Genomic DNA, 16,357 nt, shown 5'->3' with positions numbered 1-16,357 from the left:
CATGCCGTTCCAGCAGCTCTACTACACCTCGTGCGAGCAGGGCCTGAGCGGCTTCGCCGGCTACCAGTTCAACGCCGTCAGCGCGGACGTCTCCGCCGGGACGATGCGCGAGGTGGAGGCCCTCACCGCGTACGAGCCGCCGGCCTCGCTGCTGTACGCGCAGGCTCCGGAGGAGCTGGCCCGGTGCCCGGTGAACCTGGTGTTCGTCCCCGGGGCGACGGCCCTGGCGGCCCGGGTCCAGTACGTCGGACGGGACTCCTCCCAGCGCTTCGGCAACTACTTCGCCCATGCCCTGACCAGCCCCGACTTCGCCCGGGACGCCGGCGGCCTGCTCGGCATCGAGCTCTGGGGCTCGCCGGTCTGGTCGTCCCGACCGGCCGACCGGACCAGGCTCCCGGCCTTGGACGCCCGGCCCGGCGCCGGCCCGCTCACACCGCGCTCGGTCGGCCGTTTCCTGGCCTCCCACCCGCACGCCGCGCTGCTGCCCGCCCTGCTGGAGGCCGCCCGGGCCGCGCTGGCCGAGGACCGGTCGGTGCTCGTGGTGGACACCGGAACCGACCGGATCGCGCACTGGTTCGCCGCGGTCTGCTTCCTGCTCCCGCCCCCGCTCGCCCGGCGGCTCTCCTTCGCCACCTACCTGCACCGGCCCGGGCGCGGCCGGCTGCACCTGATCGGGAGCCTCCCCGAGAACCGGATCGACCTGGGGCCCGAGGACCAGGACGTCTACTACCTGTTCGACTTCGTCCGGGGTCTGGTCCCCGCGCTGCCCGTGCACCCGCTGACCGGGCTGCTGGCCCGGGTCGGCCCGTCCTCCGCCCGGGCCTTCTGGTCCTGGGCCGACGACTACCTGAGCGGCCGTGAACGCACCGCCGAGGACTGGCACGGCCCGGCGGCGGCCGCGGCGACGGCCGGCGGCACCCCCCTCACCCCGGCCGACCTCGTCGCGCTGATCGCCTGGCTGACCGGCCCCGAGCCGCCGCCGGCTCCCGCGCTCACCGCCGCGGTCCGCGACGTCCACCGCCAGTACCGCCTGGACCGTGAGCAGTTGAGGGCGCTCGGCCGGGCCGCCGCCCGCGGCGACGACCGGGAACTCGCCGAGCAGCTGCTGGACGAGGTCCACGAGTCCGACATGCTTCGCTGCGAGGAGGGCGACGGGCAGGCTCTCCCGCCGGTCCGGTTCACCGACCCCGTCCGACGCGCACGGGTCACCGGGCGGTGGCTGGACCGGTTCCGGCGCGCCGACGCCGCCGGTGCGCTGCGCCTGCTCGGGTGGGCGTCCGCCGCCGGCCTGCGACCGCCGTCCGGCGAACTCGTCCGGCGCAGCGCCGAGCTCACCTCGGAGCTGCTGGGGGCGACCGTCACCGGCCGGCCGTTCCGGGGGCTGGAGGAGCTGCTGACGACCGCCGCCCGCCAGTGGCCGGAGTTCCGGCAGGGCCTGGTGCACACCCTCGGCGTGCTGGCGGAATCGCAGCGGGGCCAGCTCCCCGACCTCCTCCTCGGCCTGCCGCCGGGTCTGCTGCGCGAGGAGGACGTGGCCGGCCACGCCCGGCTCCTGGAGCACTTCCTGGTGGCCCGGGCCCACCGGAGCCCGGAGCTCGCCGTCGCCACCCTGCGGCGGGTCGTCGCCCTGCGGGGCCCGGACGTCCCGCTCGACCTGTCGCTGCTGCACCGCCTCTGGCCGCCCCGCACGTCCTGGTCGTACGCCGAGGCGCTCGCCGCCGTCCCGGCGCTGCCGCCCGGGCTGCCCTGGGAGGAGGGGGCCCGCCGGTGGCTCGGCCGGAGCCTGATCCGGGAGATCACCGACGACGCCGGCCTCGACGACTGCCTGCGCCTGTACGAGCTGCTCGCCGACCCGCCCCGGTCCGGCTGGCCGGACCCCGACAGCGCCGCGTGCGTCGCCCGCACCCTGGAGGTCCGCGACCGCCTGGACCGCGCGAGGACGGCCGATCAGCTCGCCGAGGTGCTGGACGACCTGCCGCCGGTGCGCTGGCCGCCGGCCCGGGCGCTGCTGCTCCGGCGGCTCCCCCGGGGGCTGGCCGAGCGGCCGGTCGTCCGGCCCGACCGGCTGGCCCAACGCCTGCACCTCCTGACCCGGTGGTCGGACGGGGCCGCGCGGGCCTACCTGCGACGGATCCGCACCGAGGCCGCCCGGGTCGGCCGGTCGGGCCCGCCCTCCGACACCCTGCTCGGGCACCTGGCCGCCGCCGCCGGCTACCTGGCGCACCACCGCCCGCCCGGCGCCCAGCTGGACCTGATCGTCGCCACCCTGCACCACGCCCGGGAGCACTGGCCGCCGGACGAGACCGACCGCCTGGCGCGGGCGCTGCGCCCGTACGCACCCGCCGAGGCCGACCTGCTGGAGCGGCGGTCGGCCGAGCGCCGGTCGACCGCCGTGGGGCGGGTCCTGCGGTGGATGGCGTCCCCGCTCGGGACCGCCCGCCGGACGCCGAGCGACGCCGGCTCCCGCCCCGGCGGCCCGGCGGCGGCCGACCCGGCTCCGCCCGCCGCCGCACCGCGGATCCCGCCCGTCACGCCCCCCGAACCGCGGCGGCCCGGGGCGGCGGAGTGAACGCGCTGACGGAACTCGTGACGGTCCTCTTCGACCTGCTCGTCCCCCTCGTCCGCTTCCTCGTCCGCCTCGCGGTCTCCCTGGTGCTGGCCCCGCTCGTCGCAGCCGCCCGCGCCCTGCGGCTGCTGGACCAGCTGCTCCGGTCGTACGGCCGGGTGCTGGTGGACGTACTGCGCCGCAGCGATCCCCAGTACCAGACCCTCCCCGCCCACCGCCCGCAGGACGAGCCGCAGCCCGCCCACCGCGCCTACGCCTTCGGCCCCGCCCGGCGGGACCTGCGGCTGGTCGCCGTCCACGGCCGGCGGGCGCACCGCCGCCGGACGGCCGACGCCCTGCGGGCCGTCACCGACGAGCTGCGGATCGGCCGGGACGTCCTCCTCGCCCTCGCCGGCTACACCGGCGCCCTGTCCGCCGCCCTGGTCACGCTCCCGCTGCTCGCCGCCGCGCTGCTGGTGCACGGCCTGGTGGTGCTGGCCCTCGGGACCGGCGGCGGGCTCGCCGTCCTCGTCCTCACCGGCCTCGACCACGCGGCCCTCGGCGCCCGGCGGCTGCGGCAGGGCGTGCTCTGCCCGCACTGCTTCGAGCGGGTGCGCCGCCCCGAGTACGAGTGCTCCCGCCCCACCTGCCGCCGGCGCCACAGCGACCTGAGGCCCGGCCGGTACGGCATCCTCCGCCGCCGCTGCCAGTGCGACGAACGGCTGCCCACCACGCTGCCGGCCGGCCGCTACCGGCTGCCCGGGTACTGCACCCACCCGCACTGCGGCCGGCTGCTGAGCACCGAGACCGGCCGACTCGCCGAACACGCGCTGCCGCTCATCGGAGGCCGGGCCGCCGGCAAGACCCAGCTGATGGCCGCCATGCTCACCGTCCTCCGGCGGACCGACCCCGACGGACGGGCCCACGCCCGGTTCGCCGACGAGGAGACGGCGGAACGCTACCGGCTGCAGCGCGAGGTGCTGGAGATCCGCGGCCACCCCCGGAGCACCCCGCGGGCCCGGCACCGGGCCCACTCCGTCCTCCTGGACCGGGCCCGGCCCCCGCGCCTGCTGCACCTCTTCGACACTGCGGGCGAACACTTCGTCAGCCGCGAGGACACCGACGCCCTCCGGTACGCGCGTGCCGCCCGCACCTTCCTGTTCGTCCTCGACCCGCTCGCCGTACCGGACTTCTGGGAGCTCCTCGACCCCGACCGGCAGACCCGGCTGGACCGCACCCTCGCCTCCGGCGTCCCGCCGCAGCCCGTGTTCGACCAGGCCGTCCAGGCGATCCTGGCGATGGGGGTCCCGCTGCACCGCTCGCGGCTGGCCGTCGCCATCAGCAAGACCGACCTGCTGGACGGGACCGGGCTGCTGGAGGAGACCGGGCCGCCGGGCGGAACCAGGCCGCCGGGCGGGACCGGGCCGTTCGACGGACGGCCGGTGCCCGGCGCCGGTGTCCGGGACAGCGACCGCGCGGCGGAGTGGCTCGAACGGGCGCTCGGGCTGGGAAACCTGGTCCAGGCGATGCGCAACGAGTTCGGCGAGGCGCGGTTCTTCTTCACCGCCGCCGTCCTCACCGAGGACGGCTCGGTCCACCCGAGCGTCGCCCCGCTGCTGGACTGGTGCCTCGCCGACGGGCGCCGGGCGCGGGCCCGGGCGCGGGCCGCCGCGGCGGCCGTCCGGCCCCGGAGCGACGCCCGCACCGCCTCCCCGGGGGCGCGTGCGACCTGACGATCCGGCTTGTGAACCCCCCTGCTCCGTGCCATCGTTGGGGCCATGCCGCACCGCACCGGCGACGACCTTCCGGCATCCGGCCCTCCGGTTCTCGACCCTCCGGCTCTTGCTCCCCCGGCCCCCGACCCACCGGCGTTCGACCCACCGCCGCCGGGCCTGCCCGCACCCGGCCCACCCGCGTCCGACGCTCCGGCGCCCGGCCCACCGGTGTTCGACCACGACACGGTGCTCGCCGAGCTGCGGGCCGTCCGGCGGGCCGGCCCCGTCCGGCTGCGCGCGCTCGACCTCCCCCTGCTCGGCGCCCTCGCCGCCGCACCCGAAGCACGCCACCCTCGCACCGTCGAGGACCTGCTGCGCCGCGCGGTCGCCGGACTCGACACCGGCACCCTCCAGGAGGCCGCCCGGCACACCCTCGGCCTGGCCCCCGGCACCACCGACTCGCCGGCCGCCGACCGCCGCAAGCGCGCCGCCGCCGTCTACAACGTGAGTGTCGAACGCTTCCGCCGGCACCACGAACTCCTCGTCCTGGCCGCCGTCGCGGACGAGATCGGCCGGCTCGCGGAGGCGCCCGCCGGGCCGGACCGCCGGGTGGCCGCACCCGGGCCGGTCGAGTCGCCGGCCGCCGAACACCAGGTGCTGCACCTGCCGCTCCGGAGCCGGACCGTCGCGGTCCACCTGCACACCCACTCGGTCGACCTGCTCCGCGACGTGGACGTCGTCGTCTCCCCCAGCAACGTCTACCTGGCGCTCGCCGAGGCCTACAAGAACTCGGTGTCGGCCGTGCTGCGCCGGGCCTGCGCGGTGCGCGGCCCCACCGGCGACCTCATCGAGGACCGGATCTCCACCGAACTGCGCCAATGGCTCGACCAGTACCGCAGCTTCGGCCGTCCGGTCCTCGCCTCGACGGTCGCCCCCACCGGGGCCGGCGCGCTCGAACGGCAGGGCCTCCGCCGGATCTACCACGCCGCCGTGGCCGTCCCCCGCCCCGGCACCAACGACTACGACGTCCAGCCCGCCGACGTCACCCGGTCCGTCACCCGCGCGCTCGCGCTCCTGGGCGAGGAGCACCGCGCCTTCGACCCGCCGCTGCGCTCGATCTGCTTCCCCCTCCTCGGCGCCGGCCGGGGCGGCCTGCCCCCCGAGACGAGCATCGCCGCGGTCTGGGCCGCCGTGGAGGCCGAACTCTCCCGCGGCGCCCCCTGGGAGATCCACCTCGTGGTCCGCGACGCGGCGCGGGCCCGCACGGTCACCCGCCATCTCCTCGCACCGCACACCGCCCCGCTCCGGCCGGCCGCCTCCTGACACCGGCCGCCGCCCCGGCCGGTCCGCCGGGGCGGGAGACCGGTAGGGCCGGACCTCCCGGCCCGGCGGGCCCGCCGGGAACCGATGTGGTCAGCCGCCGCTCTTGCGGCGGAAGTTGCGCTTGCCGCCGGCCGCGCCGTGGGCACCGTGGATCTTCGAGTCACCCGCCGGACCGCCGGAGGTGCCGTCGGTCTTGGCGCCGTGCTTGCGCTCCAGCGCGGCCAGAAAGCGGGCCTTGACATCATCCTGGGCCGGGGGCGCGGGGGCCTCGGCCGGCCGGCCCGTCTCCGGGTTCTCCGGGTTCTCGGCGCTCTCGGTCGACGCTGCGTCGCTGCTCATACATGACCTCCTGGATCGGGTGGAGCCGATCGACGGCCCCGGACACACCATCCCACGTCCGGGGACCCCCCGGCGGCCACCACCCGCCCCGCACCGGCGGAGGCGGCCCCCGCTCCGGCACCCGGCACCCGGACGGCGCCGCACGGTGGCGTGCACCACCGCGGGCGGGCGGCACGGCTCGATCCGCTCCCGGACCCCCACGCCCCGCCACCTCCCACCCCCACGGCCACCCCCGCCGACCGGGCTCCCGTCGCGACACCGGTCCGCCCCGCAGCACCACGCGCACCACCCCCGGGAGCCCCCGCACCGGACCCCGATGAACCGGACGCACCGTCAGAACCGCTCGTGGGCACGCCTACCGGGAGGATCCGGGCCGAGCGCGGCCACCGTATGCGAGAACGTCACGGAACGGCCTCCTGCCGGTTACACGGCGAACCCCGAGGACATGTCATCCTCCCGTTAACGCCACGTCAACACGCGTAGATCGCGGCCCGGCCCACCCGGGGCCCGCGGCCCGGCTCGCGTCGTCCGGGAAGGGACAGCCCCTCATGTCCGTTGCACAGATACGCAGATGGAAGGCGCTGGCGGCTGCCGCCACCGTCCTCGTCGGCCTCGCGCTCCCCGCGGTCGCCGCGCCCACCGCGAGCGCCGCCGCCGGCCCGTACGACAGCACGTACTACAAGAACGCGATCGGCAAGACCGGCGCCGGCCTCAAGACCTCGCTGCACACCATCATCGGCACCGGCCAGACCAAGATCTCCTACGACGCGGTCTGGAACGCCCTCAAGGTGCTCGACCAGGACCCGAACAACACCGCCAACGTGATCCTGCTCTACAGCGGCACCTCGCGCGCCAAGTCCCTCAACGGCGGCAGCGTCGGCAACTGGAACCGCGAGCACGTGTGGGCCCAGTCCCACGGCAACTTCGGCACCTCGGCCGGCCCCGGCACCGACCTGCACCACCTGCGTGCCGCCGACGTCCAGGTCAACAGCACCCGCGGCAACAAGGACTTCGACAAGGGCGGCAGCGCGGTCGGCGGGGCGCCCGGCAGCTACACCGACGCCGACTCCTTCGAGCCGCGCGACGCGGACAAGGGCGACGTCGCCCGCATGATCCTCTACATGGCCGTCCGCTACGAGGGCGACGACTCCTGGCCCGACCTGGAGCCCAACGACTCGATCAACGGCAGCACCCGCTTCCACGGCCGGCTCTCCGTCCTGAAGCAGTGGAACGAGCAGGACCCGCCCAGCGACTTCGAGAAGCGCCGCAACCAGATCGTCTTCGACACCTACCAGAAGAACCGGAACCCGTTCGTCGACCACCCGGAATGGGTCGCGGCGATCTGGTAGACCACCCGCGCCGGGCCTCCGTCCTCCGGGCGGGGCCCGGCCTCGGTTCAGCTCCGCCAGGTGTACGGCAACGAGATGCGGCACTTCGAGCTCCGCACCGGCCCGGGCGGCACGTGCCCGGCGCTGCGGCCGGACGCCTCGGGGCAGGACGGCGCAGGGCGGCGAGGGGCGGCAGGGCGGGGTGCGCCGGCCGGCCGCCGCGCGTGCGTCCGGCGGGCACTATCAGCCACTCCCGGCGGCGTGCGCCCGGCTTCCGGCCGATCGGGCCCGAACGGGGTTGACGGCCAAATTGGTCTATGCCACTTTCTGATCGCGCGGCCCGCCACCTCCTCCCCCATGCTCCCCCCGAGGTGACCCGGGCTCCCCTCCGCCGGTGCCGCGCACCGTCCCCCACCGCAGGAGAGGAACCCCCATGAAGAACGGAACGACCACCCCGCGCCCACGCGTCCGGGCGGCGCTCGCCGCCGCCGTCGCGGCCGGGCTCGGCGTCGGCGCACTGACCGCCCTGCCGGCGGCCGCGGCGGGCGACGCCGTCACGGTGCAGTACCGCAACGGCGGCAGTGGCGCCTCCCAGGCCGCGCCCTGGCTCAAGGTGGTCAACACCGGCTCCACGGCGGTCGCGTTGAGCCAGGTGAAGGTGCGCTACTACTTCAGGGCGGACAGCGCCCCGGCCGCCTACTCCTTCGCCTGCGACTGGGCCGTGAAGGGCTGCGCCAACCTGACCGGCACCTTCGGCACGATCGTCGAGCCGGGCGCGCCCGCCGACCGCTACCTGGAGATCGGCTTCACCGCGGGCGCCGGCTCGCTGGCCCCCGGCGCCGACAGCGGGGACCTCCAGCTGCGCTTCCACCGCACCGGCTGGCTCCCGCTCGACCAGGGCGACGACTACTCCTTCGGGCCGGCCCAGACGGCGTACGCGAACTGGTCCAGGGTCACCGCGAGCGTGAACGGGGTCGCGGTGTGGGGCACCGCCCCCGTCGGCAACACTCCCGGACCGACCACGCCCCCCGGCGGCGCCGCGCTGTTCGACGACTTCGACTACACCGGCCACACCGACCCGGCGATCGGCGCGCACGGCTGGAACGTGCGCTCCGGCGGCGGCGGGCCCGGGGTCTCCGGCGCGACCTGGGCGCCCGAGAACGTCTCCTTCGCCAAGGAGGGCGGCAACTCGGTGATGACCCTGCGGACCACCACCGCCGGGACCGGCGAGTCCACCCGGCAGACCGAGTTCCACAGCCGGGCGCAGAAGTTCAGGAACGGCACCTACGCGGCCCGGGTCCGCTTCGCCGACGCGCCGGTGAGCGGCCCGGACGGCGACCACCTGGTCCAGAGCTTCTTCGCGATCAACGACCTCAAGGCCCCGATGGCCGACGACTACGCCGAGTACGACTTCGAGTACCTGCCCAACGGCGGCTGGGGCGAGCCCGCCGACGTCTTCTACGCCACCTCCTGGGAGACCTACGGCCCCGACGGCGCCGACAACCGGCACACCGCGGTCCGGGCCGGCTACGCGGGCTGGCACGACCTCGTCCTGACCATCGACGACGAGGCCGTCGTCTACTACGTGGACGGCGCCGAGTTCGCCCGGCACGAGGCGCGCTTCCTCCCGGAGCGGCCCGTGGCGATCCACTTCAACCAGTGGCTGACCGACTTCGCCGGTCTGGCCTCGACGACCCCGCGCGCCTACGAGGAGAGCGTCGACTACGTCCTCCACGTCAAGGACCGGGTCCTGACCCCCGCCCAGGTCGGCGCCGCCGTCACCGCCTACCGGGCCGCCGGCACGACCTTCACCGACTCGGTCCCCGCCACCCCCTGACCCGCCGTCCGGCTGGCGGACGCGGTCGGGCCCGGGGCGGCGAACCGCCCCGGGCCCGTTCCGGCGGGATCAGACCGCCGAGGTGTACGCGGTGAAGAAGCGGCCCGGGACCGGAGAGCCCCCGCCGTTGAAGCAGATGGTGTAGAGGCTCACCGTCCCCGAGCTGCGGTTCCACGGCAGGGCCAGGCCGCACCAGTCGGGACCGGGCCCGAAGGCGGTGGCCTGCGCGGTGTCCGAGGGGACGCCCACGTTCGGGAGCGTGACGGTGTAGGGCACCGACCCGGCGAGCGTGTTGGCCGGGCCCGTCGAGTTGAAGTTGCCGCCGGGGGGCAGGCCGCCGTTGAACCACAGGTAGCCGAAGCGGTTCGGCGGGAACGCCGGCCCGTGGACCGCCCGCTTCAGGGAGTAGCTCAGCGTCCACCGCGTGTCGTACGGGGCGTTCGCCGCGTTGAAGCAGGCGACCACGACCGTCTGGCCGGACGAGGCGGGTGCCCAGTCGGCCACCTTGCAGCGCGCGCCCTGGGCCGCGTCGACGGCGGTGACCTCGATGTTCCCGTCGTAGCCGGCCGAGCCCAGGCCGGGGAGCCAGGCCTTCCAGATGCCGGACCCGCTACCGCCCCAGCTCACCGCGTTGGTCGCGCCGGTGGAGTTGTACTGGGTCAGCACCGCCCCGGTGGAGTTGGAGTAGACGTAGCCGTAGCCGCCGCCGGGCGGGGACGGCGTGCCGCTGCTGGTGGTGTAGAGCACGGTGAAGAGGGTGTTGGCGGGCGCCCCGCCGGGCTTGTAGCAGGCCACCGCGACGTCCTGGCCGGTGCCGGCCGAGCCCCAGCCCTTGATCTGGCACCAGTTGCCGGTCCGGCCGACGGCGGTGGCGTGGGCGATGCCGCCGGGGCCCGCGATCAGCGGGAAGTGCACGACGTAGGAACCGACGCCGGTCTGGTCGACCTTCACCGGGTTGGTGGCCGGCGAGGGCCAGTTGCCCCACTGCCGGGTGGTGTCCGGGACGTACCCGGGCGGCGGGGTCGGGTTGTCGAGGAACGCGAAGCCCCACCGGTCCGGCACGGCGGCGTGGGCCCGGCCGGCCGCCGGAAGGCTGGCGCCGACCAGCGCGGCCAGCACGGCGAGGACGAGCAGGACGGCGCGGACGGGTCTGAACGACGGTGCGACGGTGCCGACGTGCATGGGCGTACCCCCTGGGTGGTGAGGAGTGACGGGCGGCCTGCGCGGTGCTGCCTGCACTGCGGGCCCGTTCCCGGTCGCCGGGTCGGGCTGCGGCCGACGGGACGGCCGGCCCACGGGCGCGGCGGTACCCGGCCTCGGCCGGCAGTGTCGGGGGTCAGGCCCGACGGCGCTCACATCGTAGGGGGGGCGTCATCCGGCGGCACAGACCTCCGGCATGGGCCGCCGGGTGCGTTGTCGGCCGATCACGGGCCGGCCCCGGCAGCCCCTCCCACACCCTCCGTCCCCGCAGCCCCACCGGCCCGTGCCGCGCCGCGCCCCGTGGCCGGCCGCCACCGGCACACCCGCCCGCGCCGTCCCCCCGCGCCCCACCACCACTCCGGCGTCCCGCGCCGGCGCGCCCGGCCCGGGCTCCCGGCCGTGGCCGGAAACGGACGGCCGCCGGGTGCCGGACACGGGCGGCGCCCGCGCCCGGCGGAGCGCGACGGCAGCCGGTGCCCCCCGCCGCTCGGGCCACCAGCACACCGGACTGAACTCGTACCTGCCGACGATCAGTTCGGACGGCCGGTACGTGGCCTTCGTCTCCAGCAGGACCGACCTCGTCCCCGGCGGCACCCCGGCGCTCGCCCACGTCTACGTCGCCGACCGGCGGACCGGCGCCGTCCGCCTGATCACCGTCGGCGCGGACGGCTCCCCGGCGGACCGCCCCTCCGCCGCGCCCGTGCTCAGCGCCGACGGCAGCACCGTCGGCTTCATCTCCAAGGCCACCAACCTGCTGCCGCCCGGCGAGGGCGGGCCGGTCGATCCCGACGCCGCCCGCGCGAACGCCCCGGTCGTGGCCGCGGACCGTGCCGACGACCACGTACCCGGCCGGCCCGCCCACGCCCCCGAGCGGGCCCCCCGCCGGACCCGGGCCGACGGGGGGCCTCCGGGGCGGGCACCGAGATCCTCAAGCCCCGTCTGTACCCCTTCTACGTCCACACCCTGGCCACCGGGAAGACCGTCGGAGGCAGCCGCGACGAGAACGGCGAGCTCAGCGGCTCCTCCACGGGCGCGATCAGCCCCGACGGGCGTTTCGCCGCCCACTCCCAGCTCGTCCCCAACCGGCCGGGCGACAGCGGCTTCGACCGGCACTACGAGATCCGCGTCCGCGACCTGCGGACCGGCACCGTCCGTCAGATCCCGCCCGGCCTCCCCGGCACCACCACGCTGGACGACTCCTTCGGCGCGGTGATCGCGTCGGGCAACCGCTGGGTGTACTTCACGTCCTACGCCGACAACCTGGTCGCCGACGACACCAACGGCGGCGAGGACGTCTTCCGCCACGACCTGTGGACCGGGCGCGTCAGCGTCTCCGCCGACGGTACCCAGAACCCCGGTCTCTCGTCCGGACCGGTCGTCGGTGCGCTCGGCACCACCGTGCTGTTCGCGTCCACCGACGGCACGCTCGTCCCCGGGGACACCACCACGTTCGGTGACGTCCCCGGGGACACCACCACGTTCGGTGACGCCTTCGCCCGCCGGCTGCCGCCGTCCTGACCGGCGGGAGCGGACCCCGGCAGGGCAGGAGTCCGACGGGTCAGACGCTCGGGGCCGCGTCGGTGGGCGGCCGGTCGACGGCCGGGAGCGGCCCGGCGAGGTACACCGTCTGCGGGGCGGGGGCGGGCGCGGCCAGGGCTCCGGCGACGATCAGGCCGAGTCCGGCCAGGTGGAACGGGAGGGCGAGCAGGATCGGCGCGTTGATCGCCATGGCGAGCCCGAGTTCGTCGTAGAGGCTGTCCGTCGCGAAGGCCAGCACGACCGAGACGACGATCGGGCTCACCGCCATGACGAGGCAGCCGATCATCGCCAGGCGGGCGTTCCGCCCCCTGCGGCGCAGGAAGGTGCCGGCCACGACGGCTCCGGCCAGCGGGACGAGGACGTTCACGGATCCGACGATCAAGCTGACCAGCCGGGCCGTCTCGTAGTCGGTCACAGCACTCCATCAGTGGTCGGAAGCAGGTGGGTCGGCGAGCAGCACCTCTCGGAACGCGAAGATAGCGGTCCGGCAGGGCCGCGTACAGCCGGATTCACCGCACGCCCGGCCCTGCCGGACCGCACCCCCGCGCTCACCCCGCCGGACGGCTGAGCAGACGCCCGTCCGCCGAGACGGCGAGGAGGCGGCCGGCGTGGGCGGCGAGGGCGACGGCCGGCGGGAACGAGCCCTCCGCCGGGACGAACGGAACACCCGGCCCGGCTGTCGGGGGGCGGGTGGCGAGGCCGGCCGGGGTGAGCGCGTGCAGACGGCCGTTCAGCACCGCGAGGGCCGTGGCCCCGGCGGCGGGACCGAGCGGACGCCACGGCTCCTCGGGGGCGAGGGCGGACCGGTGGTGCAGGGTGTCGTCGTGCGGGGTGACGGCGAACAGCGTGCCGTCGCAGACCGCGAGCGCCGCCGTCCCGCGCGGGACGTGACCGGCGGCGGCCCAGGGGGCCGGACCGGGGACGGGGTCGCGGGTGAGCAGCCGGTCGTCCTCGGTGACGGCCAGCAGGGCGAGCGGGACCGGGCCGGCGGCCTCGCGCGGGGCGGTGAGGCAGCGGATCGGGGCGACCGGTGCGGCGGCGGGCCCGGGGGCGCTGCCGGTCCGCGCCCCGGCGGCGGGCCCGGACACGGGCGGGCAGGGCGTCCAGGGGAGGTTCTGGTCGCCGGGCTCACGGTGGAGCAGGGTGGTGCCGTCCCCGGCGACGGCGAAAAGCAGTCCCTCGCACACCGCGAGGGCGCGCAGCCCCTCCGCCGGACCGACGGTGTGCCAGCGCGGTGCGGCGGCGCCGCCGAGGCGGTCGAGGACGTTGCGGGTGATCCGGTCGACCACCGGATCGCCCAGGGCCCGACCCCAGTTGATGGTGGCGGCATTGAAGACGGTCCCCGCGCCGAGCCGGTGGACGCCCATGGTGGCCCAGCCGCCCTGCCCGTGGGCACGCCAGTGCCGCAGGTCGGCGGTGGCGAGGACGGCGAAGGAGCGGGGGGTGCCGTCGCGGCCGGTGGCCCGCGGGACACCGGCGGACCAGTCGAGTTCGGCGGCGTCGGTCTCGTAGCCGAGGGCGCCGCGCGCGAAGGTGTCGCCGTCGGCCAGGCCGGTGCCGTCGAAGACCCAGTGGTCGGCGAAGCGGACGGTGTACGACTCGCGGCCGATGACCGCCATCCCGTCGCCCCAGGCGCCGGCGCCGTGGCGGAAGCTGACGCCGGTCATGGTGTTCTCCGGACGGTCGACCGGGGAGCTGGACCACTCGACGGTGGCACGGCGCGGGTCGGTGGCGGTGACCGGGTCGGCGGCGGCGTCCCGGTGGCAGACCAGGGTGCGGCCGCCGTCCTCCAGGCGGATCTGCCACCACGCCGTATTGGCCGCGAAGAAGGCCAGGTTGCCGCCCCGGCGGGCGAACTCCTCGACGGTGTCCCGCATTTCGGCGGACCAGTACTCGTCGTGCCCGTTGACGACCAACAGCCGGTAGGAGGAGAGGAGTTCGGCGCCACCGGGCCGGTCGTGCAGGTCGAGTCCGGAGCAGTACTCGACCGGGTATCCGGCCCGGGGCAGCCAGTGGAGCAGCGGCTCCTCCCAGCGCTCGGGCGGCGGACCGCCGCCGGGCGCGTCGAGCGGGACCCTGGCGGCGCGGTCCGGCTGTTCGGCGTAGTAGAGGCCCCGGCCGGGCTGCCCGGCCCGGTGGTAGGCGCGCCAGGTGGCGAACGGGATCGAGACCAGGGTGCCGGAGACGGCGCCGGGCCGGGCGGCGCGCACCACGAACCAGACCTCGTGCTCGGCGTCCCGCTCGGGAGCGGGCTGCTCCGGGCGCTCGTCGTGGAAGCTCGCCCGGTAGAGCGAACTCGGCCAGCCGACGGGCACGGTGAGGTCGAAGAGCCGCCCGGTGACGGCCGTCTTGAGCCGGACCTCGCCGGTCACCGCGTCGGTGACGACGACCCGCCCGCGCAGCGGCCGGCCGCTCCGGCCGCCCTCGCCCCTGTCGTCGTCGCCGTCGTCGCCGGGGGCGAGGTGGAAGCGGAGCCGCCCGCCCTGCACGCACGAGGTGCCCTCCGCGCGGGCGAGCGGCCTCGGGACCGGGCCCGCTGTCACGAGTCCGCGTCCCGGTACCCGGCGAGCAGCCCGGGCAGGTCGGCGAGCCGGGGCGGCCGGCCGGCGGCGGAGGCGACGACGACCTCCTCGATCGCCCGCAGATGGGCGTGGACGGCGTCCGGGGGCAGGTAGGCGGTGTCGGCGGTCAGGGTGACGGTGAGGGCCGTGTCGTCCCCGGTCAGGTGGAGGCAGTAGCGGCAGGCGACCCGCTCCTGGGTGGCCGGGAAGTCGAGGACGGTCCGCCGGCGGAGCGCGGCCAGCTCCTCCCCGGCCGGCAACGCCCCCTCGCGGAGCGGCCGTTCGACCAGTCGCATGTCGTTGAAGCAGCAGTAGGGGTGGACCTCGGTGCCGCGCTCGCGGGCGATCCCGGCGAGCAGGGCGTCCCACTCCACCGGGTCGTAGGCGGCGGCCCGGTAGCCGGCCAGCGCGGCCCGCCAGGCGGCCGGGAGCAGGTCGGTGAAGACGATCCGGCCGTCCGGGTCCGCCGGCAGGTCCAGGACGACCAGGGCGTCCTGGGAGAGCGTGCCGACGAGGTCGCGGTGGTCCCGGGCGGCCCGGTTCCCGGCGATGGGCAGGACGGCCGCGGCCGGGTGCCCCTGGTCGGCGGCGACCAGGACCGCCGAGGCGGCGAGCAGCACCGTGGAGCCGCTGACCAGGTGGGCGGCGGCCAGCGCGTCGACCGCCGGCGGAAGGGCCGCGGAGACCAGCCGGCCGGTCCAGAACCGGGGCGTGCGCGGCTCGGCGACCGGCTCGGCGAACATGGTCGGCGGTACCCGGCGCAGGTCCGCCTCCCAGCGGGCCAGCGCGGCGGCGCCCCGGCGCCGGCCGGCCGGTCCGTGCTGCTCGTGCGCGAGGTCGAACGGGGTGTCGGCGCAGGGTCGGCCCGCGGAGCCGCGCCGGACCAGCAACCGCAGGTCCCGCAGCAGCACCTCGGCGCCGTGGCCGTCGGAGGCCAGGTGGCAGAGGGCCAGCACGGCGTGGGTGATCCGGCCGCCGCTGCGGACCGCGCCGATCCGGACCGGCCACTCCTCCGTGTAGTCGAACCGCCGCCCGGCGAGCACGGCGAGCAGGTCCTCGGCGGCGTGCCCGGCTCGGGCCGGATCGGGCTCGTCGTGGACGGTCACGCCGATCTCGCCGCCGGCGAGGAGGTGCTGGCGCGGTTCGCCGTCCGCGTCCAGGACGAGTCGGGTGCGGAGCGCCTCGTGCCGGGTGAGCAGCGCGGCGACGGCCTCGGCGAACCGCGGCACGTCGACGGGGGCTCCCCGGTCGGCGAGCGGGAGCACCCGGCCCAGGTTGAAGTAGTGGTCGTTGGGCACGGTGCGGCCGATGGCGTGCCAGATGGCGCGCTGGCCCCAGGTGAGCGGGGCGAGGCCGGTGCGGGTGCCGGTGAAGGCGACGGTGAGGTCGCCCGGCCCGGCCGGGGGCGGGTCGGTCACGGCCGACCCGCCCACGTCCACGGCCGGCCCGGCTTCGGCGGGTCCGCTCATCCGGTGGGCTCCACCCCGAGTCGGCGGAGGCGTTCGGCCAGGCCGTCCAGGCCCTCGGCGTGGAGCGCCGGGTCACCGAGGTCGATCAGCACCTCGTACTCCTCCTCCAGGCCGTCGGCGAGGCGCAGCAGTGCCAGCGAGGAGACCCCGAGGGCTGTCAACGAGGTGTCGGAGGCGAGGAGTTCGTCCTGTCCGAGCTGCCCGTCGGTGGCGTCGGAGAGCAACGCGGCGAGGCGGCGACGCAGGGCGTCGGCGGGGGCGGGCGCGGCGGCGTTCACCGGGCGGCCCCGCCGGTGGCGGCCGCCTGCTCGGCGAGGCGGCGGCGCAGGCTGAGCGGGCGGATGTCCGGCCAGACCCGGTCGACGTGGGCGGCGCACTCCTCCTCCGTCCCGACGAACCCCTCGGCACGCCAGCCGGCGGGCAGCGGGGCGCCGGACGGCCAGAGGGCGTGCTGCTCCTCGTCGTTGACGACCACCTGGTACACGGTTGCGGTGCTCACGG

13 protein-coding genes are annotated in these 16,357 nt (G+C 76.5%); 6 read left to right on the top strand and 7 right to left on the bottom strand.

Annotated features, from left to right (window positions below):
* Position 1: 1 nt before the first annotated feature.
* The 3 genes from PUR61_RS07525 (at position 2) to PUR61_RS07515 (ending at position 5,583) form a co-directional block, all read left to right on the top strand.
* Positions 2-2,569 carry a GTPase-associated protein 1-related protein gene (locus PUR61_RS07525; RefSeq protein WP_329876960.1) on the top strand — a complete coding sequence of 856 codons (2,568 nt, stop codon included), beginning with the start codon at positions 2-4 and terminating at the stop codon, positions 2,567-2,569.
* Positions 2,566-4,278 carry a TRAFAC clade GTPase domain-containing protein gene (locus PUR61_RS07520; RefSeq protein WP_329876958.1) on the top strand — a complete coding sequence of 571 codons (1,713 nt, stop codon included), beginning with the start codon at positions 2,566-2,568 and terminating at the stop codon, positions 4,276-4,278. Before PUR61_RS07525 ends, PUR61_RS07520 begins: the two co-directional genes overlap by 4 nt.
* A gap of 210 nt (positions 4,279-4,488) precedes the next feature.
* Positions 4,489-5,583, top strand: a complete 1,095-nt coding sequence (locus PUR61_RS07515) for a hypothetical protein (protein ID WP_329876956.1) — start codon at positions 4,489-4,491, stop codon at positions 5,581-5,583.
* A 90-nt stretch (positions 5,584-5,673) separates the two neighbouring features.
* Here the strand turns inward: PUR61_RS07515 and PUR61_RS07510 are convergent, their stop codons facing one another.
* The gene (locus PUR61_RS07510) at positions 5,674-5,922 is read right to left on the bottom strand and encodes a DUF5302 domain-containing protein (protein ID WP_329876954.1); all 249 of its coding nucleotides are present in this window, start codon (positions 5,920-5,922) and stop codon (positions 5,674-5,676) included.
* 548 nt (positions 5,923-6,470) lie between these two features.
* Here PUR61_RS07510 and PUR61_RS07505 point away from each other — a divergent pair.
* Together PUR61_RS07505 and PUR61_RS07500 are read left to right on the top strand one after the other, a co-directional pair.
* Positions 6,471-7,271, top strand: coding sequence for an endonuclease I family protein (locus PUR61_RS07505; RefSeq protein ID WP_329876952.1), 801 nt, complete (start codon positions 6,471-6,473; stop codon positions 7,269-7,271).
* Between the two features lie 412 nt (positions 7,272-7,683).
* A complete protein-coding gene (locus PUR61_RS07500) occupies positions 7,684-9,087 on the top strand; it encodes a cellulose binding domain-containing protein (RefSeq protein ID WP_329876950.1) in 1,404 nt (467 codons plus the stop codon).
* A 69-nt stretch (positions 9,088-9,156) separates the two neighbouring features.
* Here PUR61_RS07500 and PUR61_RS07495 read toward each other — a convergent pair whose 3' ends face one another.
* Positions 9,157-10,269 carry a hypothetical protein gene (locus tag PUR61_RS07495; protein WP_329876948.1) on the bottom strand — a complete coding sequence of 371 codons (1,113 nt, stop codon included), beginning with the start codon at positions 10,267-10,269 and terminating at the stop codon, positions 9,157-9,159.
* A gap of 1,227 nt (positions 10,270-11,496) precedes the next feature.
* Between PUR61_RS07495 and PUR61_RS07490 the strand changes: the two genes are divergently transcribed.
* Entirely contained in the window at positions 11,497-11,805 is a 309-nt protein-coding gene (locus PUR61_RS07490) for a hypothetical protein (protein ID WP_329876946.1), read from the top strand.
* A gap of 40 nt (positions 11,806-11,845) precedes the next feature.
* On the opposite strand, the gene PUR61_RS07485 is transcribed toward PUR61_RS07490, so the two are convergent.
* The 5 genes from PUR61_RS07485 to PUR61_RS07465 form a co-directional block, all read right to left on the bottom strand.
* The gene (locus tag PUR61_RS07485) at positions 11,846-12,241 is read right to left on the bottom strand and encodes a hypothetical protein (RefSeq protein ID WP_329876943.1); all 396 of its coding nucleotides are present in this window, start codon (positions 12,239-12,241) and stop codon (positions 11,846-11,848) included.
* A gap of 133 nt (positions 12,242-12,374) precedes the next feature.
* Complete coding sequence (locus PUR61_RS07480) at positions 12,375-14,369, bottom strand: N,N-dimethylformamidase beta subunit family domain-containing protein (RefSeq protein ID WP_329876941.1); 1,995 nt, start codon at positions 14,367-14,369, stop codon at positions 12,375-12,377.
* A complete protein-coding gene (locus PUR61_RS07475) occupies positions 14,366-15,856 on the bottom strand; it encodes a condensation domain-containing protein (RefSeq protein WP_329876939.1) in 1,491 nt (496 codons plus the stop codon). Before PUR61_RS07475 ends, PUR61_RS07480 begins: the two co-directional genes overlap by 4 nt.
* On the bottom strand, positions 15,853-16,134 hold the full coding sequence (locus tag PUR61_RS07470) for a phosphopantetheine-binding protein (protein WP_329876937.1): 282 nt from the start codon (positions 16,132-16,134) through the stop codon (positions 15,853-15,855). The genes PUR61_RS07475 and PUR61_RS07470 overlap by 4 nt, the downstream gene beginning before the upstream one ends.
* Entirely contained in the window at positions 16,131-16,355 is a 225-nt protein-coding gene (locus PUR61_RS07465; RefSeq protein WP_329876935.1) for an MbtH family protein, read from the bottom strand. The genes PUR61_RS07470 and PUR61_RS07465 overlap by 4 nt, the downstream gene beginning before the upstream one ends.
* Positions 16,356-16,357: the final 2 nt, after the last annotated feature.

The sequence above is a fragment of the Streptomyces sp. BE20 genome, assembly GCF_036322525.1.
Lineage (GTDB): Bacteria > Actinomycetota > Actinomycetes > Streptomycetales > Streptomycetaceae > Kitasatospora.
The sequence above is the reverse complement of the archived record's forward strand: the minus strand, read 5'-3'. Positions and strand labels throughout refer to the sequence as shown.